The sequence below is a fragment of the Bradyrhizobium sp. USDA 3240 genome (assembly GCF_054063295.1).
On the sequence record NZ_JBSSGD010000002.1, the window covers coordinates 3,602,466 to 3,625,645 of the forward strand.

The 23,180-nt window shown below is 65.3% G+C and carries 20 protein-coding genes and 1 pseudogene; 14 read left to right on the forward strand and 7 right to left on the reverse strand.

Annotated elements, in window-relative coordinates; genetic code table 11:
• Positions 1 to 102: 102 nt before the first annotated feature.
• Complete coding sequence (locus ACVIGA_RS17755) at positions 103 to 1,329, forward strand: MFS transporter (RefSeq protein ID WP_456667357.1); 1,227 nt, start codon at positions 103 to 105, stop codon at positions 1,327 to 1,329.
• Between the two features lie 143 nt (positions 1,330 to 1,472).
• Entirely contained in the window at positions 1,473 to 2,645 is a 1,173-nt protein-coding gene (locus ACVIGA_RS17760) for an acyl-CoA dehydrogenase family protein (protein WP_456667358.1), read from the forward strand.
• A 122-nt stretch (positions 2,646 to 2,767) separates the two neighbouring features.
• Here ACVIGA_RS17760 and ACVIGA_RS17765 read toward each other — a convergent pair whose 3' ends face one another.
• Positions 2,768 to 2,983, reverse strand: a complete 216-nt coding sequence (locus tag ACVIGA_RS17765) for a hypothetical protein (protein WP_456667359.1) — start codon at positions 2,981 to 2,983, stop codon at positions 2,768 to 2,770.
• Here ACVIGA_RS17765 and ACVIGA_RS17770 point away from each other — a divergent pair.
• A complete protein-coding gene (locus tag ACVIGA_RS17770; protein WP_456667360.1) occupies positions 2,982 to 3,794 on the forward strand; it encodes an LON peptidase substrate-binding domain-containing protein in 813 nt (270 codons plus the stop codon). The genes ACVIGA_RS17765 and ACVIGA_RS17770 overlap by 2 nt on opposite strands.
• A 408-nt stretch (positions 3,795 to 4,202) precedes the next feature.
• Here the strand turns inward: ACVIGA_RS17770 and ACVIGA_RS17775 are convergent, their stop codons facing one another.
• Entirely contained in the window at positions 4,203 to 4,727 is a 525-nt protein-coding gene (locus tag ACVIGA_RS17775) for a DUF2867 domain-containing protein (protein ID WP_456667361.1), read from the reverse strand.
• A 395-nt stretch (positions 4,728 to 5,122) separates the two neighbouring features.
• Here ACVIGA_RS17775 and ACVIGA_RS17780 point away from each other — a divergent pair.
• A pseudogene (locus ACVIGA_RS17780) lies at positions 5,123 to 7,089 on the forward strand (methyl-accepting chemotaxis protein).
• Between the two features lie 33 nt (positions 7,090 to 7,122).
• Here ACVIGA_RS17780 and ACVIGA_RS17785 read toward each other — a convergent pair.
• Complete coding sequence (locus ACVIGA_RS17785; protein WP_456667362.1) at positions 7,123 to 8,034, reverse strand: sterol desaturase family protein; 912 nt, start codon at positions 8,032 to 8,034, stop codon at positions 7,123 to 7,125.
• Positions 8,035 to 8,131: 97 nt separating this feature from the next.
• Between ACVIGA_RS17785 and ACVIGA_RS17790 the strand changes: the two genes are divergently transcribed.
• Positions 8,132 to 8,737: a TetR/AcrR family transcriptional regulator gene (locus tag ACVIGA_RS17790; RefSeq protein ID WP_456667363.1), complete on the forward strand. Its 606-nt coding sequence runs from the start codon at positions 8,132 to 8,134 to the stop codon at positions 8,735 to 8,737.
• A 14-nt stretch (positions 8,738 to 8,751) separates the two neighbouring features.
• Entirely contained in the window at positions 8,752 to 9,531 is a 780-nt protein-coding gene (locus ACVIGA_RS17795; RefSeq protein WP_456667364.1) for a sulfite exporter TauE/SafE family protein, read from the forward strand.
• Here the strand turns inward: ACVIGA_RS17795 and ACVIGA_RS17800 are convergent.
• On the reverse strand, positions 9,523 to 10,263 hold the full coding sequence (locus ACVIGA_RS17800) for an RDD family protein (RefSeq protein ID WP_456667365.1): 741 nt from the start codon (positions 10,261 to 10,263) through the stop codon (positions 9,523 to 9,525). The two genes, ACVIGA_RS17795 and ACVIGA_RS17800, sit on opposite strands and share 9 nt — an antisense overlap.
• Positions 10,264 to 10,395: 132 nt before the next feature.
• Here ACVIGA_RS17800 and ACVIGA_RS17805 point away from each other — a divergent pair, with 132 nt between their 5' ends.
• Positions 10,396 to 10,854, forward strand: coding sequence for a DUF1801 domain-containing protein (locus ACVIGA_RS17805; RefSeq protein WP_456667366.1), 459 nt, complete (start codon positions 10,396 to 10,398; stop codon positions 10,852 to 10,854).
• 108 nt (positions 10,855 to 10,962) lie between these two features.
• Here the strand turns inward: ACVIGA_RS17805 and ACVIGA_RS17810 are convergent, their stop codons facing one another.
• Positions 10,963 to 13,152: a putative bifunctional diguanylate cyclase/phosphodiesterase gene (locus ACVIGA_RS17810; RefSeq protein WP_456670832.1), complete on the reverse strand. Its 2,190-nt coding sequence runs from the start codon at positions 13,150 to 13,152 to the stop codon at positions 10,963 to 10,965.
• A gap of 352 nt (positions 13,153 to 13,504) precedes the next feature.
• Positions 13,505 to 13,984, reverse strand: a complete 480-nt coding sequence (locus tag ACVIGA_RS17815) for a GNAT family N-acetyltransferase (protein WP_456667367.1) — start codon at positions 13,982 to 13,984, stop codon at positions 13,505 to 13,507.
• A gap of 196 nt (positions 13,985 to 14,180) precedes the next feature.
• Here ACVIGA_RS17815 and mepA point away from each other — a divergent pair, with 196 nt between their 5' ends.
• From mepA to ACVIGA_RS17845, 6 genes are all read left to right on the forward strand, one after another.
• Complete coding sequence (mepA, locus tag ACVIGA_RS17820; RefSeq protein WP_223974844.1) at positions 14,181 to 15,128, forward strand: penicillin-insensitive murein endopeptidase; 948 nt, start codon at positions 14,181 to 14,183, stop codon at positions 15,126 to 15,128.
• Positions 15,129 to 15,329: 201 nt separating this feature from the next.
• Entirely contained in the window at positions 15,330 to 15,839 is a 510-nt protein-coding gene (locus ACVIGA_RS17825) for a hypothetical protein (protein ID WP_456667368.1), read from the forward strand.
• 206 nt (positions 15,840 to 16,045) lie between these two features.
• Positions 16,046 to 16,831, forward strand: a complete 786-nt coding sequence (gene modA / locus ACVIGA_RS17830) for a molybdate ABC transporter substrate-binding protein (RefSeq protein ID WP_456670833.1) — start codon at positions 16,046 to 16,048, stop codon at positions 16,829 to 16,831.
• A 2-nt stretch (positions 16,832 to 16,833) separates the two neighbouring features.
• Complete coding sequence (modB, locus tag ACVIGA_RS17835; RefSeq protein ID WP_375778291.1) at positions 16,834 to 17,529, forward strand: molybdate ABC transporter permease subunit; 696 nt, start codon at positions 16,834 to 16,836, stop codon at positions 17,527 to 17,529.
• 2 nt (positions 17,530 to 17,531) lie between these two features.
• Positions 17,532 to 18,203: a molybdenum ABC transporter ATP-binding protein gene (gene modC, locus ACVIGA_RS17840; protein WP_456667369.1), complete on the forward strand. Its 672-nt coding sequence runs from the start codon at positions 17,532 to 17,534 to the stop codon at positions 18,201 to 18,203.
• A gap of 93 nt (positions 18,204 to 18,296) precedes the next feature.
• Complete coding sequence (locus ACVIGA_RS17845; protein WP_456667370.1) at positions 18,297 to 19,439, forward strand: hypothetical protein; 1,143 nt, start codon at positions 18,297 to 18,299, stop codon at positions 19,437 to 19,439.
• Between the two features lie 147 nt (positions 19,440 to 19,586).
• Here ACVIGA_RS17845 and ACVIGA_RS17850 read toward each other — a convergent pair whose 3' ends face one another.
• Positions 19,587 to 21,380, reverse strand: coding sequence for a potassium/proton antiporter (locus ACVIGA_RS17850; protein ID WP_456667371.1), 1,794 nt, complete (start codon positions 21,378 to 21,380; stop codon positions 19,587 to 19,589).
• Between the two features lie 343 nt (positions 21,381 to 21,723).
• Between ACVIGA_RS17850 and ACVIGA_RS17855 the strand changes: the two genes are divergently transcribed.
• On the forward strand, positions 21,724 to 23,040 hold the full coding sequence (locus tag ACVIGA_RS17855) for a mechanosensitive ion channel family protein (RefSeq protein ID WP_456667372.1): 1,317 nt from the start codon (positions 21,724 to 21,726) through the stop codon (positions 23,038 to 23,040).
• Positions 23,041 to 23,180 lie beyond the last annotated feature (140 nt).

A 23,180-nucleotide genomic window follows, 5' to 3' on the forward strand; every position in this document is an offset into this window, starting at 1 on the left:
CCGGAATGAGAGGCATGTTGCCCGTCATATTGCCCCTGGACCTCGGATAGGCCACCATCCTCCCTGCGCACACCACAACAAACAACAGCGCCGGGGAAACGCATGAGCAAGGACGCTCGGTTCGACTATGGCTGGGTCGTCGTCGGCGCGGGCGCGCTGATGACCTGCGTCGGCTTCGGCACCATGCTGTCGCTCGCGGTGTTCCTGCAGCCGATCTCGGATGCGATGGGCTGGTCGCGCGCCGGCGTCTCGGCGGCCGCGACGTTGGATTTCCTCTGCATGGGCTTTGCCGCGTTCGCATGGGGCGCGCTGTCCGACCGCTTCGGCACCCGCATCGTGGTGCTGGCGGGCAGCCTGCTGCTCGGGCTTGGCCTCGTGACGGCAAGCCAGGCACAGACCCTGTGGCAATTCCAGCTCTGCTTCGGCGTGCTGATCGGGATCGCCGCCGGCAGCTTCTATGCGCCGATGATGGCGCTTGCGAGCGCCTGGATCGACAAGCATCGCAGCCTCGCCGTCGCACTCGTGTCGGCAGGGATGGGCGTATCACCGGTGACGGTCGCGCCATCCGCCAGCTGGCTGATCACGGCCTATGACTGGCGCTTCGCGATGCTCGTGATCGGCATCGTCGCTTGGGCGCTGCTGATCCCCGCGTCGTTCCTGGTGCGCCCCGCACCGCAGGGAACGAACGTTGCGATCCCAACGGCGGGTAATGCGCCGCAAGCGGAATGGACCGTGGCGCAGGCGCTGCGCACGCCGCAATTCATCACGCTGGCATTGGCGCATTTCGCCTGCTGTGCGGCGCATTCGGGCCCGATCTTCCACATGGTGTCCTACGCGATGGTGTGCGGCATCGCGCCGCTCACCGCGGTCACGGTCTACAGCCTCGCCGGCTTCTCCGGGCTCGGCGGTCGGCTGCTGCTCGGCGTGCTGGCCGACCGGCTTGGCGCCAAGCCGGTGCTGGTCGGCGGTCTCCTCGTGCAGGCGCTGTCGATCGCGACTTATCTTGCAGTGGCGCAGCTCGGCGAGTTCTACGCGCTGTCTGTCGTGTTCGGCCTCGCCTATGGCGGCGTGATGCCGCTCTATGCCGTGCTGGTGCGCGAGTTCTTCGGCGCGCGCATCATGGGCACGGTGTTCGGCGCGGTGTCGGCCTTTGCTAGCCTCGGCATGGCGCTCGGGCCGTGGGCCGGCGGTTACGTGTTCGACACGTTCCACGGCTACACGTGGCTGCACGCCGGTTCCTTCGCGATCGGCCTTGCCGCGGTCGCCGTGGCGCTGAGTTTCTCCACCAAGCGCCAGCCGTCGCTCGATCTCGGTCGCGCCGCCGCCTGAGCGCGGATGCATGCATCGATCGCGCGGCCGCGATGGATAGCTGATCTGCGCCGGCGCCGCCCCGCCTTGCCCTCGTTTGCCGGATGGGCCACCATCGCCTGCCCCGCCCAACAACAACGTCAGAAGGGGCGCCGAGGACACGCATGAACAAGCCGCAGGGAGTAGACCTTGTCGAGCGGGCGCGCGCGCTGGCGCCGCTGATCATGAGCGAAGCCGACGAAATCGAACGGACGCGGCGGCTGACGCCTGCCGTCACCGCGGCCGTCGTCGAGAACGGGCTCTATCGCGCGCTGCTGCCGAAGCGTTTCGGCGGCGCCGAGGCGACGCTGGACGCGTTCATGCAGATGCAGGAGGAGATCGCCAAGGCCGATGCATCGACCGCTTGGTGCCTCGGCCAGTGCAGCGTCTGCGCCATGACCGCGGCCTATCTCGAGCCCGACGCAGCAAACGAAATCTTCAACACCGCACCCGGCATTCTGGCCTGGGGCGCGATCGCCCATGAGGTGCGCGCCGAGCCCGGCGGCTACCGCGCCACTGCGCGCTGGGACTTCGCCTCGGGCTCGCGGCAGGCGAGCTGGCTCGGCGCCCATGTCCGTGTCGTCGAGGCCGACGGCTCGCCGCGCAAGAAGGCCGACGGCTCGCCGGAGATCCGCACCATCCTGTTTCCGGTGTCGCAGGCTGTGATGTACGACGTCTGGGACGTGATCGGCCTGAAGGGCACCGGCACCGATTCCTATTCGGTCGACAATCTCTTCATCCCCGACAAATTCGCCGCGCTGCGCGACGACCCCAGCGCGTGCCGCGAGGGCGGCCCGCTCTACAAGCTCTCCACCAACATGGTGTTCAGCATGGGCTTTGCCGCCACCGCGCTCGGCGTCGCGCGCGCCATGCTGGATGCGGCGACCGAGCTTGCCCGCGGCAAGACCCCGCAAGGCCTCAAGGCGATGCGCGACAACAACGCCGTGCAGGGCCAGATCGGGCGCACCGAGGCCAGCCTGCGCGCCGCGCGCGCCTATCTGTATGCGACGGCGAACGAGGTCTGGAGCGATCTCGCCCGCGGCGATCCGATCAGCGAGGCGCATCGCATCGCGATCCGCATCGCCTCGACCTGGACCATCCACCAGTCGGCCGCCGTGGTCGACATCGCCTATCACATGTCGGGGGCAACGGCGGTGTTTGCGAAGAATCCGTTCGAGCGCCGGTTTCGCGACATGCACGCGATCGCGCAGCAGATCCAGGCCCGCGACACCCAGTATGAGGATGCCGGCAAGGCTATCCTGTCGGGCAATCTCTCCGCCCCGCCGACGACGCGCTGAAACGTGATGAAGTCAGATTGAACCAGGGCGTGCACTCATACATCCGCCATGTCTGTCCTCCTGAAACCTGATATCGCCGGGTGACCACGGCATGTCGGTTTTGGGTCAGAAGCGGAAGTGAATCAGAGGTCGTAAGGTCGGCCTGCGTCGGTAGAATTGACAGAATGCGTGGCTGAAGATAACAATTTCACTTGGGTAGATACGACCCGCTGCTTGCGCCCCATCGGGGCACGGTGAATGTATCGAACCGCTTCAGCCACCCTTTGCCAGAGCGAACGGGTCAGCAACGCAAGCACCTGATAATCCTTCTCTCGTTCGCCAAGCAGAGGATCATCCATGCGCGATTTTCGCGATGCGAAGCCCATGGCGCAAACCTTGCGCGAAGCCCTTAAGGCGAAATCGATTTCTATCACTCACAGTGAGAGCCTTGAGCTAATTGCCAAAGCGCTTGGCTCCCACGACTGGAACGAACTATCTTCAAAAATAGAGGCGACCCGGCCAACTCTCACCAAATCAAGAAGGCTCGTGACGGCGACCACGCTCTTTGAAGCAGCCGTCCCGATCTTACCCTTGCGAGACATCGTATTGTTCCCTGAGATGGTCTGCCCGATCTTTGTGGGACGTCACAAAACCCGGCGCGCCGTCGACAACGCCCTGGACCGGGACGGCCTCATGTTCGTGGTCGCCCAGAGACGTGAGAGTGACGATGATCCCAATCTTGAGGCTCTTCATTCAGTTGGCGTTGCGGCGCACATCACCAATCACTGGACTCTTGTGGATGGGACACTCAAGGTGCACGTTTCTGGCATTGAACGCGCGACCGTCAAGCGCTTCATAAGCGACGAATTTCTCGTAGCTGAGATCGCGCCGGTTAAGCAAGTACGCGTCGATGTGCCCGAAGCGACCGCGCTGTCACGCGCTGTTCTCGAAGCATATCAATGCTACTTCGACGTCGACTTCTCATCACTGCGAGACTCCGAAGGAATGCTTAGTCTGGCCCATGTCGGCAACCCTGGCGCGTTGGCGGATTCCATCGCGCCAGAGCTATCGATCGATATCGACAAGAAACAGAAGATATTGGAGGCCAGCGACGTGGTTAGACGCCTCGAAATGATCCTTGAGCTCATGGCTGGTGGAAAGGCCGCCTGAGGTAGCGATGCTCTGATCAGGACCACGTCTCTTGAGAGGCAAGCGCGGACGTGACCAGATCCTGCGTCACGTCCGCTATCGGTCAAAAGCCCTCGATCGCGACCAAATCTAGGGACGTCCGATTCACTTCGGGGAGCCACTGCTACTAAGCTAGGCATCGTCAACGCCGGTCGTCATTTCCCGGACGGATCACCACATACGCGACGGAAGCAGCCTTCGTGCTGGAAACCGGTGTCGCGGCTCGTCGCCAAACTGATGAGGGGGTTGACGGTATCGTACAAAAATCAAGAATTCTGTCCCATGCGGGTGGCCCGTAATGGCAGGGCTTTACTGAGGGCCGGACTGTGTAAGAAAAAGCGCGGCGGGTTCGCCCCGCCGTGTCTTATCGTATTCGAGGTTTCTGCAGCTCTACTGCAGTTGTGTTTGTGCACAGCGCGCCAGGTTGGCCCTGACCACGAGGTGATGAAAAGGCCTGATCGCGTTGAGATAGGTGAAGCCCAGGGCATTGTGGGTATGCACAACGGTTGTCGCGATGAGCAACGTGCCTGTTGGAGAATGGCGTCGGAGCAGAGATAGCCGGAAGTCCAGGTGTCGGTCATCCGTACCGAGCACAATTTCGTCCTTGCCCTCCCAGTGCACCGGGAAGAAGTCCACCCGTTCATGGCTGTCCGGGGTCGTCCTGACCGTGTCGGAGGTTTTGATGCCGAAGGGCGTCACCATGGCGTCGCGCAGCGCGATCAACGCCTTTTGCCACGCGGGTGGATTGACGAGCGTCCGCGTCGCCAGCTCGCGCATGCTCGACTGTTCCGATGCACCCAAGTCGATGCTGTAGCTGTCGAGTAAACTGGCGTTCTCGTACCAGCTCGCAACGACACTTTCCGACGGCGGCGTCGTCCGGCGCACCTGCGGCTTGTGGTCTAAACCCATGCTCATGACGATGTCACCTATTCAACGGGCCGATCGGAAGAGCCATTCTCTGTTTCAGACGCGAGTAGTTTCCCGACGCTGAGCTCGCAACTTGTCGCTGGTCTGCAGGTCTTCAACTTTACGGCGATTGGCGCGGGGTCTCAAGCGGGGGAGAGCAGGGTTTGGGGGTATCGCCGCTATTCCCATCGTGGAGAGCCCCCACCCGCCGCAAGCGGGAGAGGGGAAGCGAGTCTGCGGCCCCGACTGATTCAGCTCACCTCATCTCGATTTGGCCGCATGGTACGAAAGTAGGCACCGGCGACAATGGTCACGGTACGAATTTTCGGCGGTGCAACACCCGGTTGTTAAGCTTTTTCTGAGACTTTCCGGCTGGCGCTAATGCCTGGAGTTCCGCTGGTACCATGTTCAAGCTTCGATCTATTGCCGCCCGCCTGATCCTGGCGATTTCACTGACCGTTGCAATCGCCTGCGCCATCCTCGGCAGCTTCTGCATCAGCCAGCAGCGCACGCTGACGCGGCTCGCGCTCGATCAGCAGCTCAAGCTGCAATATGACAGCGTGATTGCGGCGATCGAATACGAAGGCCGCGCCGCGCTGGCGGTCTCGGCCGTGATCGCCGCCCTGCCACCGGTCGAAGACGCGATCGCCAAAGGCGACCGCGACGGCCTCGGAAAGCTGCTCGGCGCGCCCTTGGCCGCGATGAAGGCGCAAGGCATCCCGCTGATCTCGTTCTGGCAGGCCCCGGCGACGAGCTTCTACCGGGTCCACGCGCCAAAACTGTTCGGCGACGACGCCTCCACGCGGCGCACGACGGTGGTGGAATCGATCAGGGCCGGCAAGCCGATCGTCGGCGTCGAGCCCGGCCGCGAAGCGCTTTCGATCTTCGGCATGACCCCGGTCATGCATGACGGCAAGACGCTGGCCAATGTCGACGTCGGCGCCGCCTTCGGCAAGGAGTTCGTCGACCGCGCCAAGAAGCGCTTCGGCATCGACCTCGCCGTGCATTCCTTCGACGGCCAGACCTTCAAGCGGCTGTCCTCGACCTTCGGCGACAATGTGGTCGCGACCCAGGACGAGCTTAAGGGCGTGATGAACGGCGCAGCCCTGCTGCGCGACGCCAAGCTCGATGGCCATGCGGTGGAGCTCTATCTCGGGCAGATCAAGAACTATGCCGCGAGCCGGTCGCCGTGCTCGAGATCATCAAGGACACCAGCGATTATGAGGCCGCCGCGGCGAGCGCGCAGCGCAATCTGATCCTCGGCACGGTCGCGATCCTGGCCGCGGCCGTGTTGCTCGCGTTCCTGCTCGGCCGCGGCCTGTCACGGCCGCTCACCGCGATCACCGCGGTCATGAACCGCCTGTCCAGCGGCGACACCAGCGTCACCATCCCCGGCAGCGAGCGACGCGACGAACTCGGCACGATGGCCAAGGCCGTCGACGTGTTCCGCCGCGGCATGCTCGAAACCTCTTCGCTGCGCGATGCGCAGGAGGCCGACAAGGTGAAGGCTGCGGCCGACAAGCAGGCGCTGCAGCGGCAGATGGCCGACCGCTTCGAATCCGACGTCAAGGGCATGGTCGCCGCCGTCGCGCAATCGTCGAGCGCCATGCAGCGCGTCGCGGGCGAGATCACCACCAGCGTCAACGGCACCTCCGAACGGACCGCGGCGGCCGCCGCCGCGTCCGAGGAGGCGTCGGCCAGCGTCAATGCGGTCGCAGCCGCCACCGAAGAGCTGGCGTCCTCGATCACCGAGATCGGCCGCCAGGTCACCCATTCCAGCCGCGTCGCCGACAATGCCGTGGCCAAGGCGATGGAGACCACCGAGATGGTGACGAGCCTCGCCGCATCCGCCGAGAAGATCGGCGACGTGCTGCGCCTGATCAGCGCGATCGCCAGCCAGACCAATCTGCTGGCGCTCAACGCCACCATCGAGGCCGCCCGCGCCGGCGAGGCCGGCCGCGGCTTTGCCGTGGTCGCCGCCGAAGTGAAGGGACTGGCGAGCCAGACCGCGAAGGCGACCGAGGAGATCGCCGGCCAGGTCGGCGCGATCCAGTCCGCCACCGGCAATTGCGTCAGCGCGATCGGCGACATCAGCGGCACCATCCGCGAGATCTCGGGTATCGCGACCGCGATCGCGGCCGCCGTCGAGCAGCAGGACTCGGCGACGCGCGAGATCGCCCGCAGCGTGCAGCAGGCGTCCTCCGGGACGGTCGAGGTCTCCGCCAATATCGCGGGCGCGAGCGAGGCCGCCGGCCAGTCCCGCGCCCTCACCGGCAATGTGCTGGATACGTCCGGCCAGCTCGGCGATCACGCCTCCGCGCTGTCGCACAGCGTCGACACCTTCCTCGCCGGCCTGCGCAACGCGGCCTAGAAAAGCGCTCTGGCCGGCAGCGCAAGGCTCGACTCATGGCCAGGGTAATACGGGCGGAGGCGCGGATCGATCCGGCTTGTCGTCCGGCCCCGGCTCGGACCGTCCCCAGCTGCCCATGAAGGGCATCTTCAACAGCCCGCGCAGCGATTGCTTCTCGGCAGCGTCAAAGCCGTCGAGGCCGTAGCGCAGCTCCGCGAAGCGCGGGCCGTGATTGTAGGTGCCGCCAAGCCGGTCCCAGATCGAGAGCAAATTGGAATAATTGCTGTCGGTCTCCGGCTGGTGACGGGAATGATGCATCTTGTGCATGTTCGGGGTCACGAAGAGGAGCCGCAGCCAGCGGTCGAGCCGTTCCGGCAAGCGGATGTTGGCGTGCTCGAACTGGGCGTTCAACGCGGACAAGGTCAGATAGGTGACCAGCACCCAGGCCGGCGTTCCGAGCACCAGGACACCGGCGATGTGCCAGCTGATCCGCCACAGCGTCTCGCCGGGATGCTCGCGGAAGGCCGTGGTGACGTCGACGAAGCGATCGGCGTGATGCATGCGGTGGAAACGCCACATCCAGCCGAGCTTGTGCATAGAGACGTGGGCGAAATAGGCGAACAGATCGAGTCCGATGATGCCGAGCAAGAGCTGGCTCAGGGGTGACAGGCCGAGCCACCAGGACAGGCCGAATTTCGCATCCAGCGTCCATTGCGCGGCCAATGGCGACAGCGGGCTGAGCAGCAGATTCACACCGACAAAGATCACGGTGATCGTGGCGTTGCGGCCGATATTGCGCATCCGGTCGCTTCGGCTGTAGCTGAACAGTGGAAACGCGGCCTCGAACAGTAGCACTATCGCGAACGACGCGAGCAGGAAGCCGATCCGCGCGCCGATCGACGGCAGCTCGACATGGGCGATCTCGCCGGCCCCCGGATGCCACAAAAGCTTTGCAAAGCCGATCATGCCGGCTGCTCCTCTCTTTACAAAACGAATATTCGTTCTTTATAATGAGCACAGGCGATCGTCAAGCTGGCCCCTGCGCCACGAACAAGGATCGACAATGCCGAAGGTGAAGCCCGAGACCCTGGCGATCCGCCGCGAGGAGATCCTGCAGGCCGCGGAAATCTGCTTTGCGCGCCAGGGATTTCACCAGGCCACGATCCAGGACGTGATCAAGCAGTCGGGGCTCAGCGCCGGCTGCATCTACGGGCATTTCACCAACAAGGAGGAGCTGATCCAGGCGATCGGCGAGAGCCGCCATGGCCGCGACAACGCACTGCTGGCGCTCAAGGGTCCGTCGGACGACCCTTTGCAGAGCCTGCGGTCTATCGCCCGCGGCTTTCTCGGCGACCTGCAAAAGGAAGAAGGACTGCGCACCCGCCGCGTCGCATTGCAGCTCTGGGCTGAAGCACTGCGCGACGACGTTGTTCGCGAACAGGTGACCAGCGGAATCCGCCAGCCGATCGCCTTGATCGTGGAACTGCTGCGGCGCGGCCAAAAGAGCGGTGCAATCGACCGCAACGTGCAGCCGCGCGGCGCGGCGCGGGCGATGGTCGCGATGTTCCAGGGCATCGTGCTGCAACGGCTGTGGGGCGAGACCGTCTCGACGGCGGAAGCGATGCAGGCTTTCGACATCTTCCTCGCCGGCCTAGCCGCAAGGCGCTGACGGGAGATGCGACGATGATCCACGATCTCCTCCTCGGCATCGTCACCGGCCTCGCCGGCGGTCTGAGCGCAGGCCTGCTCGGCGTCAGCCCCGGCGGCGGGCTGGTGGTATTCTCGGTGCTGCTGCTCGGCGCCGGCCAGCACGTCGCGCAGGGCATCTCGCTGGTCGCGCAGGTGCCGCCGACCAGCCTTACCGGAATCCGGCGCTATTGGCAGAGCGGCAATCGGACGCCGCTGCGCTGGATCGTGCTGCTGACCTTCGGCTTCGTCGCCGGCGGCGCAGCCGGTGCGCTTGCCGCCAACCGTGTCGCCGAGCCCGCGCTGCGCTGGACCTACGTGGCCTACCTCGTCGCGCTCGACGCGATGCTGATCCTGCGCGGCAGGCGCGACAAGAAGGAGCATGAGGCCGGCGCCACGCGCGACGTGTCCTGGCCGGCACTGCTCATTGTTGGTCTGCTGGCCGGCCTGTCGTCGGGCTTTCTGGGCATCGGCGGCGGACTGGCGACCGTGGTCGGATTGAGCGCCGTGCTCGGCGTACCGCAGCACCAGGCGCAGATGGCAAGCCTCGTGATGTCGCTGATCCCGACCACGATCCCATCGGCCTGGATCTATTGGAGCGAGGGCACGCTCGCATCATGGCCGGTGCTCACCGGCGTAATCGTCGGCCTGCTCGCCGGCACCGATCTCGGCGCCCGCGCCGCCAACCGCATCGACCGCGCGACGCTGCGCAGCGCGACGATCTTCTTCGTGTCGCTGATGGCGCTCTATATGACCTTCAAGGCGCTGTCATCGTGAGGCGCGGCTGGCCCGCGCGCCGGGCAACTTGCCCCGCCAGCCCAGCGCGATGACGCCCGCCATTCCGAGCAGCAGCACAACGCTGAGCAGGAGGTCGACGACCTTGTGCGCCGGCGCACAGGAATTGAACGCACAGCCTCGCAACAGCATGTCGGCAATCACCGCGAGCAAGGTGACGATAACGAAGATGAGCGGCAGATACAGGCAGATCATCAAGATGCGCTGCCAGCGCGCCGGCATGAGGGACGCGCGCGTCTCCTCGATCCGCGCGACGACGAATTGGCCCGGCCGCGCCTTCGCGGGATCGCGGATCTGCACCGTCGACCGCGTCACCAGATCGTGGATCGCCTGATTGCGGCGCGTCGCCGCGATAACGACGAATGAGTACCAGCCGAGAAAGCCCTTGATCAGGAGCCGCGCGCACGCCTTCAGGAAGCCGACATTGCCGCCGGTCGCGTCATCGACGACGCGCAGATTGCTGAGATGATGCCCGACGGTGCCGCCCGTGAATGACACCAGGACCGGTTCGTAAAGCAGCAGCCCGGCGATCACCACGATCCCGAGCGCACGCGAAACCGAATCGATCGCGACCACGGACACCACGAGCAAGGCAGCGCATATTGCCACCAGCGTGACGACCCAATCGATGAAGATGCCGCGAAAGCGGCGGGAGAACCGCGCATAGAGCGGCGGTACCGCCGCAACAGGTGGTACGGTGCTGCTCATGCTCATCGGGCTCATCTCGTTCTCGCACCCCTGCCGTTAAGACGAGACGGCGGCGGCGAAGGTTCAACCCTTGGCTTTCACGCCGTTGGCGATTGGTCTAGTTTCTGTGCAAGCACACCAAACAACCATGACCGGGCGATGAAGAAATCGAGCGCCAGTGTGACGAGGAAACCGCGCCCGGGCAATCCCGCCTCCGCGGGCGCGTTGTTCGACGCATACCCCACGCCAGTCAGGGCCAAGCTGCTGGCGCTGCGGCGACTGATCTTCGACACCGCGAAGGCAACCAGGGGCGTCGGCGCGCTGGAAGAGACGCTGAAATGGGGGCAGCCGAGCTATCTCACGCCGGAGACCGGCAGCGGCAGCACGGTCCGGATCGATCAGGTGAAGCCCGCCGCCGACCAGGTCGCGGTCTACTTCCACTGCCAGACCAATCTGGTCGAGACCTTCCGCGAGCTCTATCCCGAGCTCAGCTACAGCGGCAACCGCGCGATCCTGCTCGATGTCGCGGAGAAGCTTCCGGAGCCCGCGCTGCGCCACTGCGTGGCGCTGGCGCTGACCTATCATCTGAAGAAGCGAAAGCCGAGCGACCGGGTGTAATCCTCTCCTCCGTCATCGCGAGCGCAGCGAAGCAATCCATGCTGCCATTGCGGGAAGATGGATTGCTTCGTCGCTTCGCTCCTCGCAATGACGGAGCGGGCGGCTTCGCTACGCCGCCGTCGCGACGCGCTGCGCCTTCAGCAGACTGATGACTTCGGCGTTCGGCCGCGCGCGGCTGAACAGAAAACCCTGGCCCTCGTGGCAGCCCTCGGCGCGCAGGCAGCTCAGCTCCGCCTCGGTCTCGACACCCTCCGCGGTGATGGTGACGCCGAGCCCCACGCCGAGGCTGACGATCGAACGCACGATCGCCTGCGCGTCCGGGTTCGCGCCGAGGTCGCGCACGAACGACTGGTCGATCTTGATCTTGTCGAACGGAAAGCTGCGCAGATAGCTCAGGCTCGAATAGCCGGTGCCGAAATCGTCCATCGACATCCGCACCCCGAGCGCGCGCAGTGCATGCAGGGTCGCGAGCACCTGGCTGCTCTTCTCGAGCAGCAGCGTCTCGGTGATCTCGAGCTCGAGCCGTCGCGCCGGCAGGCCGGATTGCCGCAAGGCGTCGGTGATCAACGCCAGCAGGTTGCCGGTGCGGAATTGCAGCGGCGACAGATTGACCGCGACGCGGACGTCGTCGGGCCATTGCGCTGCGTCCATGCAGGCGCGATGCAGCATCAGGGAGCCGAGCGGATTGATCAGGCCGGTCTCCTCGGCCACCGGGATGAACTCGCCGGGCGAGATCATGCCGCGCTCCGGATGCGGCCAGCGCACCAAGGCCTCGAAGCCCGTGATGCGCCCGCTGGTGAGATCGACCAGCGGCTGGTAGTAGGGCCGCAGGCCTTCATTCTGGATCGCATCGCGCAGATCGATCTCGATCTTGCGGCGGCTCTGCGCCCGCGCATCCATCTCGGCTTCGAAGAAGGAAAAGGTGCCGCGGAATTCGCTCTTGGCGCGCGACAATGCCATGTCGGCGCTCTTCAAGAGCTTCTCGGAATCCTCGCCGTCGCCGGGCGACATCGCGATCCCGATGCTGGCGCCGACCACCACCGAGTGGCCATCGAGCAGATAGGGCTCGCCGATCGCATCCAGGATCCGCCGCGCCAGCAGCACCGCATCCTCGGGCCGCATCACGCCGCCCTGCACGATGGTGAACTCGTCGGAGTTGAGCCGGGCCAGCGCGTCTTCCTCGCGCAGCGTCGAGCGCAGGCGCTTGGCGACCCCGCGCAACAGCTTGTCGCCGATGCCGTGGCCGAGCGTGTCGTTGACCGCCTTGAAATTGTCGAGCCCGAGCATCAGCACCGCGACCTTGTCGGTCGAGCGGCGGGTGTGCTGCAGCATGTCTTCCATCTGCTGGCGCAGCAGATTGCGATTCGGCAGGCCGGTCAGGCTGTCGTGCTGGGCCATGAAGGCGAGCCGCGCCTCGGCGCGCTTGCGTTCGGTGATGTCCATCAGCGCGAGCAGCATCGCCGGCTGGTCGCCATGCATCAGCTGGCGCGAATAGATCGCAAGGTCGATCAGCGTGCCGTCCGCGCGCACATGCTTCCAGGTCCGCGCCGCCTGCTCGTCGCTGCTGCGGCCGGCGGCCCAGGGCAGCTCGGCATCGAACGCCTGCAGGCTCTTGATCGTCATCCTCTCGAATTCGGCACGCACATAACCATAGTGCGCGATCGCGGCGTCGTTGACCGCCAAAATCTTCTCTCCGTTGAGCGCGCACAGGATCATCGGCACCGGGTTGCCGTCGAACAGCAGGCGGAACGACGCCTCGCGCTGCTTCAGTTCGGTGATGTCGACGCGCAAGCCGACGATGCCGCCATCCGAGGTGAGCCGCTCCTCGATCAGCACCACGCGGCCATCGGCCAGCACCTGCTCGTGCCGTTCGCCCGGCTGATACATCCTCTCGAGCCGCTCGGCGATCCATTCCTCCTCGCGCCCGGCGGCCTCGGGGTAGTCGCCGCGCGCGACGCCTATGCGGATGGTGTCTTCCAGGCGCGCACCTTGCTCGAACAGGTCGGAACTGCGCTTGTAGATTTCCGAGTATTTCTTGTTCCAGAGGGTGTAGCGGCCTTCGGGGTCCAGGAACACGATGCCTTGCGGCAGGATGTCGATCGCCTCGCGCAGCCGCGCATTGGACCTGCGGGCCTCAACGATCGCGGCGTCGGCCTGCGCGCGCTGGCGCACCAGTTCGCCGATCTCGACGGCGGTGCGGCGCGAACTGCCGGACATCTTCGGCATCGGCCTCACCCGGCGGCCCCCTGGACCTGACAGTTTGGCCTGCTTCGGCTTCTTGATCTTCTTCGGCCGCATCATCGCTATCGCACGCCCCACGCGCATTCCAGTTCGGTGACATTTCTGCGGTAAGTGTCTGAAAAATTGGTATCTCTCGGCGAATAGCTGCGCTGCCTGAGAAAGCCGTAGCTGCCCGCTTTGCAGGCGAGCTCACGCCGGATGCGAGTAGCTTGCGGTGCGCACGCGGCGAACAGAGCAGATTTGCGGCGTGGACCCGCCGGAGCGTGGTGAAGAAAGCGTAAATCGGCGCACCACTGCACAATGAATGCGCCGGATGCGGCTCAAGCGCACGAATGTTTGTCAGCGCGTGACAGGGTTATCGCAGGGTTAAGGCAGCACGTGCAATGACGGGAGGACTTCCGATTGCGGGTTATAGCGGCTTGACCATGCGGATCGTCTCCGAACGAAAACCACCGCGCTCATAAAAATCAACCGCGCGTCGATTGTCGGCGAACACATCGAGACTGAGAAACCGATACTGCATTTCGCGTGCCCAATCCTCGGCATGGCTCATCAGCAATTTGGCGATGCCCTGCCCCTCGGCCTGTTCGGTAAGGGCTAGGATCGCGACATAGCCACATACCTCGTCGGTTACGCCATCCTTTCCGGGCTGCATATGGATGTAGCCCAACCGCACATCATCGTCCGACACGGCGATGAGTGTCCGGAAGTGTTCGACGGCCTGATTCACGGTGGCGGCCATGTACCGGTCTTGAAACTGTTCCATCGCTTCCAAGCCATGCCACGCGGGACCGGGGACGCCTGAGAGACGAGGAGACAATGCGAGAAGAAAGTCGCGGTCCGATTGGGTTGCCTCTCGCACGCGAACCGAACCTGTGCCAATCGGCATTACATTCTCCCACTATGGCGCTAGCGAAAGCCAGAGGAGTTACAACAGATCGGTCCGTCAGGCCACCGATACGCATTGCTGCAAGGCGCGCGTCTTGCAAGCTCGATCCGCCTTGTGGGCGATCAAGCAAATGGGATGAAAGCGCGGTTCGCCTGCGTCGAATCCATGTTAGCCTTGCGCAGACAGAGTGATCCGAATGACACCCCGCCTGCGTCTGATCCCGCTCCTGATCTCCACCCTCCTCGCCTGCACCATCTCCGCGCGTGCGCAGGACAAGGGCTCGCTCAATCCGCAGCCATTGCCGCCGCTCGCCAACCCTAACGATCCAACGATCGGGGCGAAGCAGCTGTTCGCGCGCAAGGTGCTGCCGGCGGCAATGCCGACCCAATCGATCGGCGGCTATACCAAGGGCTGTCTCGCCGGCGCCGCGCAGATGCCGCTGAACGGCGACACCTGGCAGGTGATGCGCCTGTCGCGCAACCGCTATTGGGGCCACCCCGACATGATCGCGCTGCTGAAGCGGCTTGCGGCCGGCGCGCACAAGGACGCCGGCTGGCCCGGCATCCTGGTCGGCGACATCGGCCAGCCGCGCGGCGGCCCCGCGCTCTCCGGTCACGCCAGCCACCAGATCGGGCTCGACGCCGACATCTGGCTGACGCCGATGCCGGATCGCAAATTGTCGCGCGAGGATCGCGAGGAGATGTCGGCGGTGATGATGGTGCGCGACGACCGGCTCGATATCGATCCGCGCGTGTTCACGCCCAGTCATGTGCTGGTCATCCGCGACGCGGCGCGCGAGCCTGCCGTGCAGCGCATCTTCGTCAATCCGGCGATCAAGAAGGCGCTATGCCGCCAGGCCAAGGGCGACCGCAGCTGGCTGTCAAAGATCCGACCGTGGTGGGGCCACGACTACCACTTCCACATCCGCATGCGGTGTCCGTCCGGCAGCCCCGCATGCGAGGGGCAGAAGCCGCAATCGGAGGGCGAAGGCTGCAAGCCGTCCGACCTTGCCTACTGGTTCAAGGACTCGGTGCTGCATCCGAAGCCTCCGCCGAAGCCGCCGAAACCGCGCCCGCCGATGACGCTGGCGCAGATGCCGGCAGAGTGCAAAACGGTGCTGAACGCAGCCGACGCCAAGCAATAAGCATGATCCGGAAAAGTGCAAAGCGGTTTTCCGAAAGATCATGCGAAAGCAAGAGGCCAACGCAATAACATCTTTGTCAGGCGGCTTTTCCAGCCGGCTCGAACTGCGTTATGATCCCGCGTCGTCGCGCCGTAAGCGCGTTCGAGCGATGGATCGGGGCCGCTGATCTCTTTCATCCGTCACAATTGCATTGGACCAGTCATGCGCAAATCGCTCCTCGCCGCATCGCTCCTGCTTGTCTCAGTTCCCGCCTTCGCGGCGGAAGAGCCGAGCGGCTGCGACAAGTTCAAATGGTCGATCGACCGCGCACGCGCCGCGCTCACTGCGCCCGATCGCGCCAAGCTGGCCTCGGGCAGTGAGCAGACGGCAGTACCGTCGACCGCCATCACGCTGGCGCTGGTGGCCCCCGCCGACGCCAAACTGCCGAGCCCGCCGGAGCGCGCACCGAAAGACGGCACCTTTGCCGGCTTCACCAGCTTCAAGGCCACACCGAAGGCCGGGCTCTATACCGTCAGCCTGTCGGCCGGCGCCTGGGTCGACCTGGTGCAGGACGGGCACTTCCTGAAGCCGAAGGCCTTCAGCGGCGCCACCGATTGCGACGGTATCCGCAAGACCATGAAATATGACCTCGCTGCCAGCCCCTTCGTGCTGCAAGTCAGCGGCTCCAAAGAGAACTCGCTGTCGATCGCGATCCAGCCGTCGGATGAATAGCACGCGCCGTTAGACAAACGGTCGCCTTTACCGTAAGTCCCAGCCTGCTATGTTTGCAGTGCGATATCCCCGAGGACCGTAAGTCCTTCGGGGACCAGCGGAACAGCGCTTCCGTCCGTCGCGCCCAGAATCCACCCAACGCCTGTTTTGCGCGCGCTCGTTCGTGCGCGAGCCCGCACGGAGCGCTTTCCATGTCACGACTTTCGATTTCAAGGCTTGCCGGACTTTTCACTGCCTTCGTCATCCTGCTCGGCGCGATCCATTCGCCCGCGCGCGCCGAAGACAAGACGCTCACCGTCTTTGCCGCCGCCTCGATGAAGAACGCGCTCGACGAGATCGATGCGGCCTACACCGCCAAGACCGGCGTCAAGATCAGCGCCAGCTATGCCGCGAGTTCGGCATTGGCAAAGCAGATCGAGCAGGGCGCGCCGGCCGACGTGTTCGTCTCCGCCGACACCGACTGGATGGACTACGCGATCAAGCAGAAGAACATCAATGAGCCGACGCGGGTGAACCTGCTCGGCAATTCGATCGTGCTGATCGCGCCGAAGGATTCCATGATCAGCAATGTCAACATCGGTCCCGGCTTCGATCTCGCCAAGCTCGCCGGGGACGGCAAGATCGCCACCGGCGACGTCAAGGCGGTGCCGGTCGGCAAATACGCCAAGGCCGCGCTTGAGAAGCTCGGTGCCTGGCAGGCGGCGGAGCCGAAATTCGCGATGGCCGAGAGCGTGCGCGCCGCATTGACGCTGGTGGCGCGCGGCGAAGCCGTGCTCGGCATCGTCTATTCGACCGACGCCAAGGTCGAGCCGGATGTCAAGATCGTCGGCACTTTCCCGGCCGACACCCACCCCGCGATCATCTATCCGGTTGCGGCGACCACGACCGCCAAGCCCGAGACCGCTGACTATCTCGCCTTCCTGCGCTCGTCGGCGGCGAAGACGATCCTCGAGAAATACGGCTTCAAGTTCCTGATCAGCCCGACGACCTGAGCGTGTTTGATATCTCGCCGACCGAATGGACGGCGATCCTGCTGTCGCTGCGGGTCGCCGTCATCGCAACGCTGGTGGCGACCCCGTTCGGGATCGCGCTCGCCTGGTTGCTGGCGCGACGCGATTTCTGGGGCAAGTCGCTGCTCGATGCTGCCGTGCATCTGCCGCTGGTGCTGCCGCCCGTCGTCACCGGCTATCTGCTGCTGCTGACCTTCGGCAAGCGCGGACTGGTCGGCGGCTGGCTGGCCGATCACCTCGGCATCGTGTTCGCATTCCGCTGGACCGGCGCGGCGCTTGCCTGCGGCGTAATGTCGTTTCCGCTGCTGGTGCGCCCGATCCGGCTTTCGATCGAGGCGGTTGACCGCCGCCTCGAGCAGGCCGCCGAGACGCTCGGCGCCGCGCCCTGGCGGGTGTTCGCAACGGTGACGCTGCCGCTCGCGCTGCCGGGCGTGCTGGCCGGCATGGTGCTCGGCTTTGCCAAGGCGATCGGCGAGTTCGGCGCGACCATCACCTTCGTCTCCAATATCCCCGGTGAGACCCAGACCATTTCGTCGGCGATCTACTCGCTGATCCAGACGCCCGACGGCGACACTGCCGCGGCGCGGCTCGTGATCATCTCGGTCGTGCTCGCGGTCGGTGCGCTGATCGCCGCCGAAGTGTTCGCGCGCCGCGCCACCGCGCGCCTGCACGGACAATAGCGATGCTGCGCGTCGACATCACCAAGCAGCTCGGAGAGTTCTCACTCACGGCCGCGTTCACCAGCGAGGGCCGCGTCACCGGCCTGTTCGGCGCGTCCGGCTCCGGCAAGACGTCGCTGATCAACACCATCGCCGGGCTGGTGCGTCCCGATCGCGGCACCATCGTGATCGACGGCGAGACGGTCGACGACACCGCGGCCGGCATTCACATCCCGACATATCGCCGCCGCATTGGCTACGTGTTCCAGGATGCGCGGCTGTTTCCGCATCTCGATATCAGGCAGAACCTCGATTACGGCCGCCGCATGAACGGCCTTGTGGAAGATCCTGCGCAACACAAACGCGTCGTCGATCTGCTCGACATCGGCGCGCTGCTCGACCGCCGCCCCGGGAAGCTCTCCGGCGGCGAGCGGCAGCGCGTCGCGCTCGGCCGGGCGCTGCTGTCCAAGCCGCGGCTGTTGCTGCTGGATGAGCCGCTGGGCGCGCTCGACGAGAGCCGCAAGCTCGAGATCCTGCCCTATCTGGTGCGGCTGCGCGACGAGGCCGGCGTCCCGATGGTCTATGTCAGCCACGACGCGGCCGAGCTTCGCCAGCTTGCCACCCAGATCGTGATGCTGCGCCGCGGCCAGGTCACCGCGTTCGGCGGTGTTAAGGTGTTGACGGGCGGTGCGTAGCTGGCCGTTTTTCCGAAAGTCGGCATAAGATAGCCCATCTTGTCTGCTAGGCCCGGATCGGCACACCCGATCGGGCATGGGGAAAGGTGCACTTTGCGACTGACTGGCTGGGTATTGCTGCTGATCGGCGGGCTGCTGTGCGCCACGATTTCGTGGGCCGCCCTGGGCTTCCTGCTGATGGGCGTCGGCCTGATCTCGCTGCAGGTCGCCGAGCGCCGCCGACGCCCCGGTGATGACGCCGTGCCGGCCGGGGCTGGAGGATTTACCCCGCCGCGTCTCAGTGCCGGGCTACAGCCGCCGACCCTCGACCCCGTCACTGGCCAAGACACTGGCCAGGACACCGGACCGCAGCGCCAGCCGCGCCGGGTGGCCTGGCCCGACAAGAACGGTGACGCGCCCTATGACCGGCAGGCTTGGCGCCGGCTGGTCGAGAGCGATCCCGATCTCGCCCAGCTTGCCAAGGTGCTGGCCGATTACGGCCCGCAATATGTCGATGAGCTCGCGGCCAGCTATCTCGCCGCCCCCGACAAGAGCCGCTTGGGCGCGATCGTCGACGGCATCATCGCGCGCGCCCGCGACGGCCAGCCGGCCCCGCCGCCCGCGACGGTCGAAGCATCGCAGCCACCGCCGCTGCCGTTCCGGCCGGAGCCAAGGCAGGTGGCCGGCCCTGCCGCCAGGCCGGCGACTGCGCCGAGCAATCCCGCCGATGCGCTGGAAGCGTCCCTGCTCGCCACGGTCGAGGAGGCTTCCGCCAGGGTCGCCGCCGAACGCGCGGGTCTCTTCAAGCCTGCCAAGGGGCCGGGCAAGGAGCCTGACAAGGCCACCGACAGCCGGCCGTCGACAGCGAGCCAGCGGGAGCCGCTGTTCGGCCGCGCCCCCCGGGACGCGAAGCCCGCCGCGCCGCCGCCGATGCCGGCTGCACCACCGGCCATGCCGACGGAGACGCCCGCCGACCTCGAAGCATCGTTGATCACCGCCATCAGCGAGGCCGCCGCCAGACGGGCGGACGCATCCAAGCCGGAGCCAACACCGCCGCCAGCAAAGACACCGCCTGCAAAGACACCGGCCGATAATCTCGACGAGACGCTGCTTGCGGCGCTGGCCGAGATATCCGGTCAGAAATTCAAGGACGAGCCCACGCCGGACGCTGCGTCCAAGGGCCCGCCGGCCGATGACGGCCTGTCCGACATGATCAAGAAGTTCGCCCCGGATTCGAGCTTCCTGCGCAAGCAGTGACGGCGCGGCTCAGAATGACGGAGCGCATGGTCCTATCCTCGTCATTGCGAGCGAAGCGAAGCAATCCATAGCTCCGCAAAACGGAAGGATGGATTGCTTCGTCGCTATCGCTCCTCGCAATGACGGCGCTGAAAGCTTCACTGCCTCTCAGACGCCGGCGACCGACGCCCAGATATCGGCGAGCTTGCGCCGGACGGTCTGCATCCGCGTCTGCGGTGCGACCTCCTCCTCTTCCTCCGGCAGGCGCAGGCCGACGACATTGACGCGGCCGCCGCTGATGCTGCGCGCCACCAGCACGATCTCGTCGAGCGCGAGCTCGGCACCTTCCTTCGGCGCGCGGTCGAGATTGACGTCGAAAAAATCGGCCAGCGTCAGCTTGGCCTGGTGCTCGTCGACCTTGACGCCGTAGATCTCGGCGAGCTCGCCGAGCGTATGCTCGCCCGACACCATGAAGTCGCCGAGCAGATGCGGATCGGGCGCTGACGACGGCGCCATGTCGACGAAGAAGCGGTCGAGCGCCTCGGCGCGCTCCGGCGGCGCCAGCAGATAGATGTAGTCGCCGGGCGCGACCGGATCGGCCTCGACCGGCGTCAGGATCCGCTCGTCGCGGATCACCAGCGTCGGCTTCGACCACGACGGGATCAGGCCACGGCGGAAATACAGGCTCTTCGGCCGTACCGGATACCCGACCAGCTGCTGCTCGAGCTGGCCGGGCAGATCCAGCTCGACGCGGCGCGGGCCGCGTTCGGCGCGCGGCAGCGCGACGTGCAGCCGCCGCGCCGCCGGCCCCAGCGTCCAGCCCTGTAGTAGCAGCGAGATGATGACGACGACGAAGGCGACGTCGAAATAGAGATAGGCCTTCGACAGGCCGACCAGCATCGGGATCGAGGCGAGGAAGATCGCCACCGCGCCGCGCAAGCCGGTCCAGGCGATGAAGACCTTCTCCCGCCAGTTGAACTTGAACGGCGCAAGGCAGATCAGCACCGCCAGCGGCCGCGCCACCAGCATCAGCGCGAACGCCACCAGCACCGCGCCGCCGGCGCTGGAGAGCAGGCGATGCGGTGACACCAGCAGGCCGAGCAGCACGAACATCACGATCTGTGCCAGCCAGGTCGCGGCGTCGAGGAAGGTCACTACCGAATTATGCGCGCGGGTCGGCCGGTTGCCGATGATGATACCGGCGAGATAGACCGCAAGGAATCCCGAGGCATGCACGATCTGGGAGCCGCCGAAGATCACCAGCGCCGCGGTCGTGACGAACGGCGCGTGCAGGCCTTGCGGCAGCGCGACGCGATTCAGCGCGATCACCACCAGCCGGCCGCCGATCACCCCGATGACGGCGCCGAGCACGGCTTCCTGGATGAACTCCATCGCGATGTGCGCGGCCGAGCTCTGGCCGATCGAGATGAACTCGACCAGCATCAAGGTGAGGAAGATCGCGAACGGGTCGTTGGTGCCGGACTCCGCCTCCAGCGTCGCGCCGACGCGCGGGCGCAGGCGCAGGCCCTGGGTGTGCACCAGGAGGAACACCGCGGCAGCGTCGGTCGAGGCCACGACGGCGCCGACCAGAAGCGACTCGGTCCAGTTGAGGTCGAGCACATAGCGGGCGACCGGCGCCGTGATCAGCGCGGTCAGCAGCACGCCCGCGGTCGCCAGCATCATCGAGGGCGCCAGCACCGTGCGGATGCTGGCAAACCGCGTCTTCAATCCGCCGTCGAACAGGATCAGCGCCAGCGCCACCGAGCCGACCAGATAGGTGGTGCGGACGTCGTCGAACTGCAGCCGGCCAGGGCCGGAATCGCCGGCCAGCATGCCGACCAGCAAGAACACCAGCAGCAAGGGGGCGCCGAACCGCAGCGCCAACAGGCTGGACAGGATGCCGGCCATCACCAGCACCGCACCGAGCAGGATCGCTATACTGACGGAGTCGAGGGATGCCATGCGCCTTTGGAGGTCTCAAGGACTTGGGAGGTCTCAAATACTTGCAATTGCATCCTTATCGTCGCGACACTGGGACGCCAACCAATTTCTGTCCTGAGCGGCAATGTGCCCGGTCCCGTGAGCCCTGAGAGCCTTTTTCCGTTCCGACAAGATCGGAACGGGGCTCTCGATTCTTGTTTTGATGCGTTTTCTTCACGCGAACCGGTGACCACTTCGCTCGAAAACGCTCTAACTCGCCCCGACACTGTGGTGTATCGATGGTCGCGTGCGCGCCTTTGTGGGATTCTGGCTGCACCTTCGAATCACATTCGCCTGACCCGCGCTTCGAGTTGAGATTTTGCCGATGGACATGAGCTGGAAGGACGTCCTGGAATCGCTCCAGATGGCAGCGCGCTCGGTCGGCGCCGAGATCGCCTCGCCCTGGTTCTATCTGCAGTTCGGCATCATCCTCGCCGCCGCGGGCCTCGCCTACGCCGCCGATACCGCCATTCATGCGCGGGTCAACATGTCGTCGCTGGCGAGCCGCTGGCCGCTGCCGCTCCGGCACTTTGCCCGCGTGATGGTATCGAGCGCCTCGACCGCGGTGTTCGCGGTGTTGATGGTGATCTCGCGCATCGTGATGTGGCACGCGACCTGGCCGAGCCGCAGCTATCTGATCGCGGTCTCCGCCAAGCTGGCGCTGGCCTGGCTCGTGATCCGCCTCGTGACCTCGGTGATCGACAACGCCTTCATCGTCAAACTGGTCTCGATCGCAGCCTGGGTGGTCGCCGCCCTCAGCATCATCGGCCAGCTCGACTGGGCGGCCGATACGCTGGATTCGTTCGCGGTCATCGTGGGCGGTCTGCGGCTGAGCCCGCTGCTGCTGATCAAGGCCGGCGCGGTGCTGATCCTGGCGCTGTGGCTGAGCAATATCGCCAGCAATTTCATCGATGGCCAGATCACCCGCTCGACCGACCTGACCCCGTCAATCCAGGTGTTGCTGGTCAAGATCATCCGGATCGGCCTGATGGTGATCGCGGTCGCCATTGCCCTGAGCGCGGTCGGGATCAACCTGTCGGCGCTTGCGGTGCTGTCCGGCGCCGTCGGCGTCGGCATCGGTTTCGGCCTGCAGAAGATCGTCGCCAACTTCATCTCGGGCATCATCCTGCTGGTCGACAAGTCGGTGAAGCCGGGCGACCTCGTCACCATCGGCGACAGCCAGGGCCGCATCAGCGCGATGAAGACCCGCTACATCTCGGTCGCCGCCGGCGACGGCCGCGAGTTCCTGATCCCGAACGAGGACCTGGTGACGCAGAAGGTCACCAATTGGACCTACACCGACAAGAATACGCTGGTGAAGATCGCCTTCGCCGCCAATTACGACGCCGATCCGAGGCTGGTCTGCAAGCTCGCGATCAATACCGCGACGGCCCACGCTCGCGCACTCAAGGGCAAGCCGCCGAACTGCATCCTGACCGAATTCGCTGAGCTCGGCATGAAGTTCTCGCTGACCTTCTGGATCGCCGATCCCGACGGCATGGACGGCGTGAAGAGCGACGTCATGCTGTCGCTGTGGGACGCCTTCAAGCAGGACGGCATCAAGGTGCCTTACCCGGTGCGGGAACTCCGCATCCGCGGCGGCGCGCTGCCGGTCGAGAGCGTGGTCGAGGTATCCAGCTAGCGCCTCCGCACGGCTTTTTCGGGCGAGCGGCCGCCGCTGTTCCGGATTTGGCCGGAAAATCAAGCCGTTTGAGCATTGTCCCCATGCCCAAGCTTGGCTTGCGCCGGGCGCGCCGATCATTAAATTAGGGCCTGAAATCA

Bases quoted from the DNA above. Each gene is read 5' to 3' on its own strand.
- ACVIGA_RS17755 (WP_456667357.1), top strand. From the start codon at position 103: ATGAGCAAGGACGCTCGGTTCGACTATGGCTGGGTCGTCGTCGGCGCG.
- ACVIGA_RS17760 (WP_456667358.1), top strand. From the start codon at position 1,473: ATGAACAAGCCGCAGGGAGTAGACCTTGTCGAGCGGGCGCGCGCGCTG.
- ACVIGA_RS17770 (WP_456667360.1), top strand. From the start codon at position 2,982: ATGCGCGATTTTCGCGATGCGAAGCCCATGGCGCAAACCTTGCGCGAA.
- ACVIGA_RS17765 (WP_456667359.1), bottom strand. From the start codon at position 2,983: ATGGATGATCCTCTGCTTGGCGAACGAGAGAAGGATTATCAGGTGCTT.
- ACVIGA_RS17775 (WP_456667361.1), bottom strand. From the start codon at position 4,727: ATGAGCATGGGTTTAGACCACAAGCCGCAGGTGCGCCGGACGACGCCG.
- ACVIGA_RS17785 (WP_456667362.1), bottom strand. From the start codon at position 8,034: ATGATCGGCTTTGCAAAGCTTTTGTGGCATCCGGGGGCCGGCGAGATC.
- ACVIGA_RS17790 (WP_456667363.1), top strand. From the start codon at position 8,132: ATGCCGAAGGTGAAGCCCGAGACCCTGGCGATCCGCCGCGAGGAGATC.
- ACVIGA_RS17795 (WP_456667364.1), top strand. From the start codon at position 8,752: ATGATCCACGATCTCCTCCTCGGCATCGTCACCGGCCTCGCCGGCGGT.
- ACVIGA_RS17800 (WP_456667365.1), bottom strand. From the start codon at position 10,263: ATGAGCATGAGCAGCACCGTACCACCTGTTGCGGCGGTACCGCCGCTC.
- ACVIGA_RS17805 (WP_456667366.1), top strand. From the start codon at position 10,396: ATGAAGAAATCGAGCGCCAGTGTGACGAGGAAACCGCGCCCGGGCAAT.
- ACVIGA_RS17810 (WP_456670832.1), bottom strand. From the start codon at position 13,152: ATGCGGCCGAAGAAGATCAAGAAGCCGAAGCAGGCCAAACTGTCAGGT.
- ACVIGA_RS17815 (WP_456667367.1), bottom strand. From the start codon at position 13,984: ATGCCGATTGGCACAGGTTCGGTTCGCGTGCGAGAGGCAACCCAATCG.
- mepA (WP_223974844.1), top strand. From the start codon at position 14,181: ATGACACCCCGCCTGCGTCTGATCCCGCTCCTGATCTCCACCCTCCTC.
- ACVIGA_RS17825 (WP_456667368.1), top strand. From the start codon at position 15,330: ATGCGCAAATCGCTCCTCGCCGCATCGCTCCTGCTTGTCTCAGTTCCC.
- modC (WP_456667369.1), top strand. From the start codon at position 17,532: ATGCTGCGCGTCGACATCACCAAGCAGCTCGGAGAGTTCTCACTCACG.
- ACVIGA_RS17850 (WP_456667371.1), bottom strand. From the start codon at position 21,380: ATGGCATCCCTCGACTCCGTCAGTATAGCGATCCTGCTCGGTGCGGTG.
- ACVIGA_RS17855 (WP_456667372.1), top strand. From the start codon at position 21,724: ATGGACATGAGCTGGAAGGACGTCCTGGAATCGCTCCAGATGGCAGCG.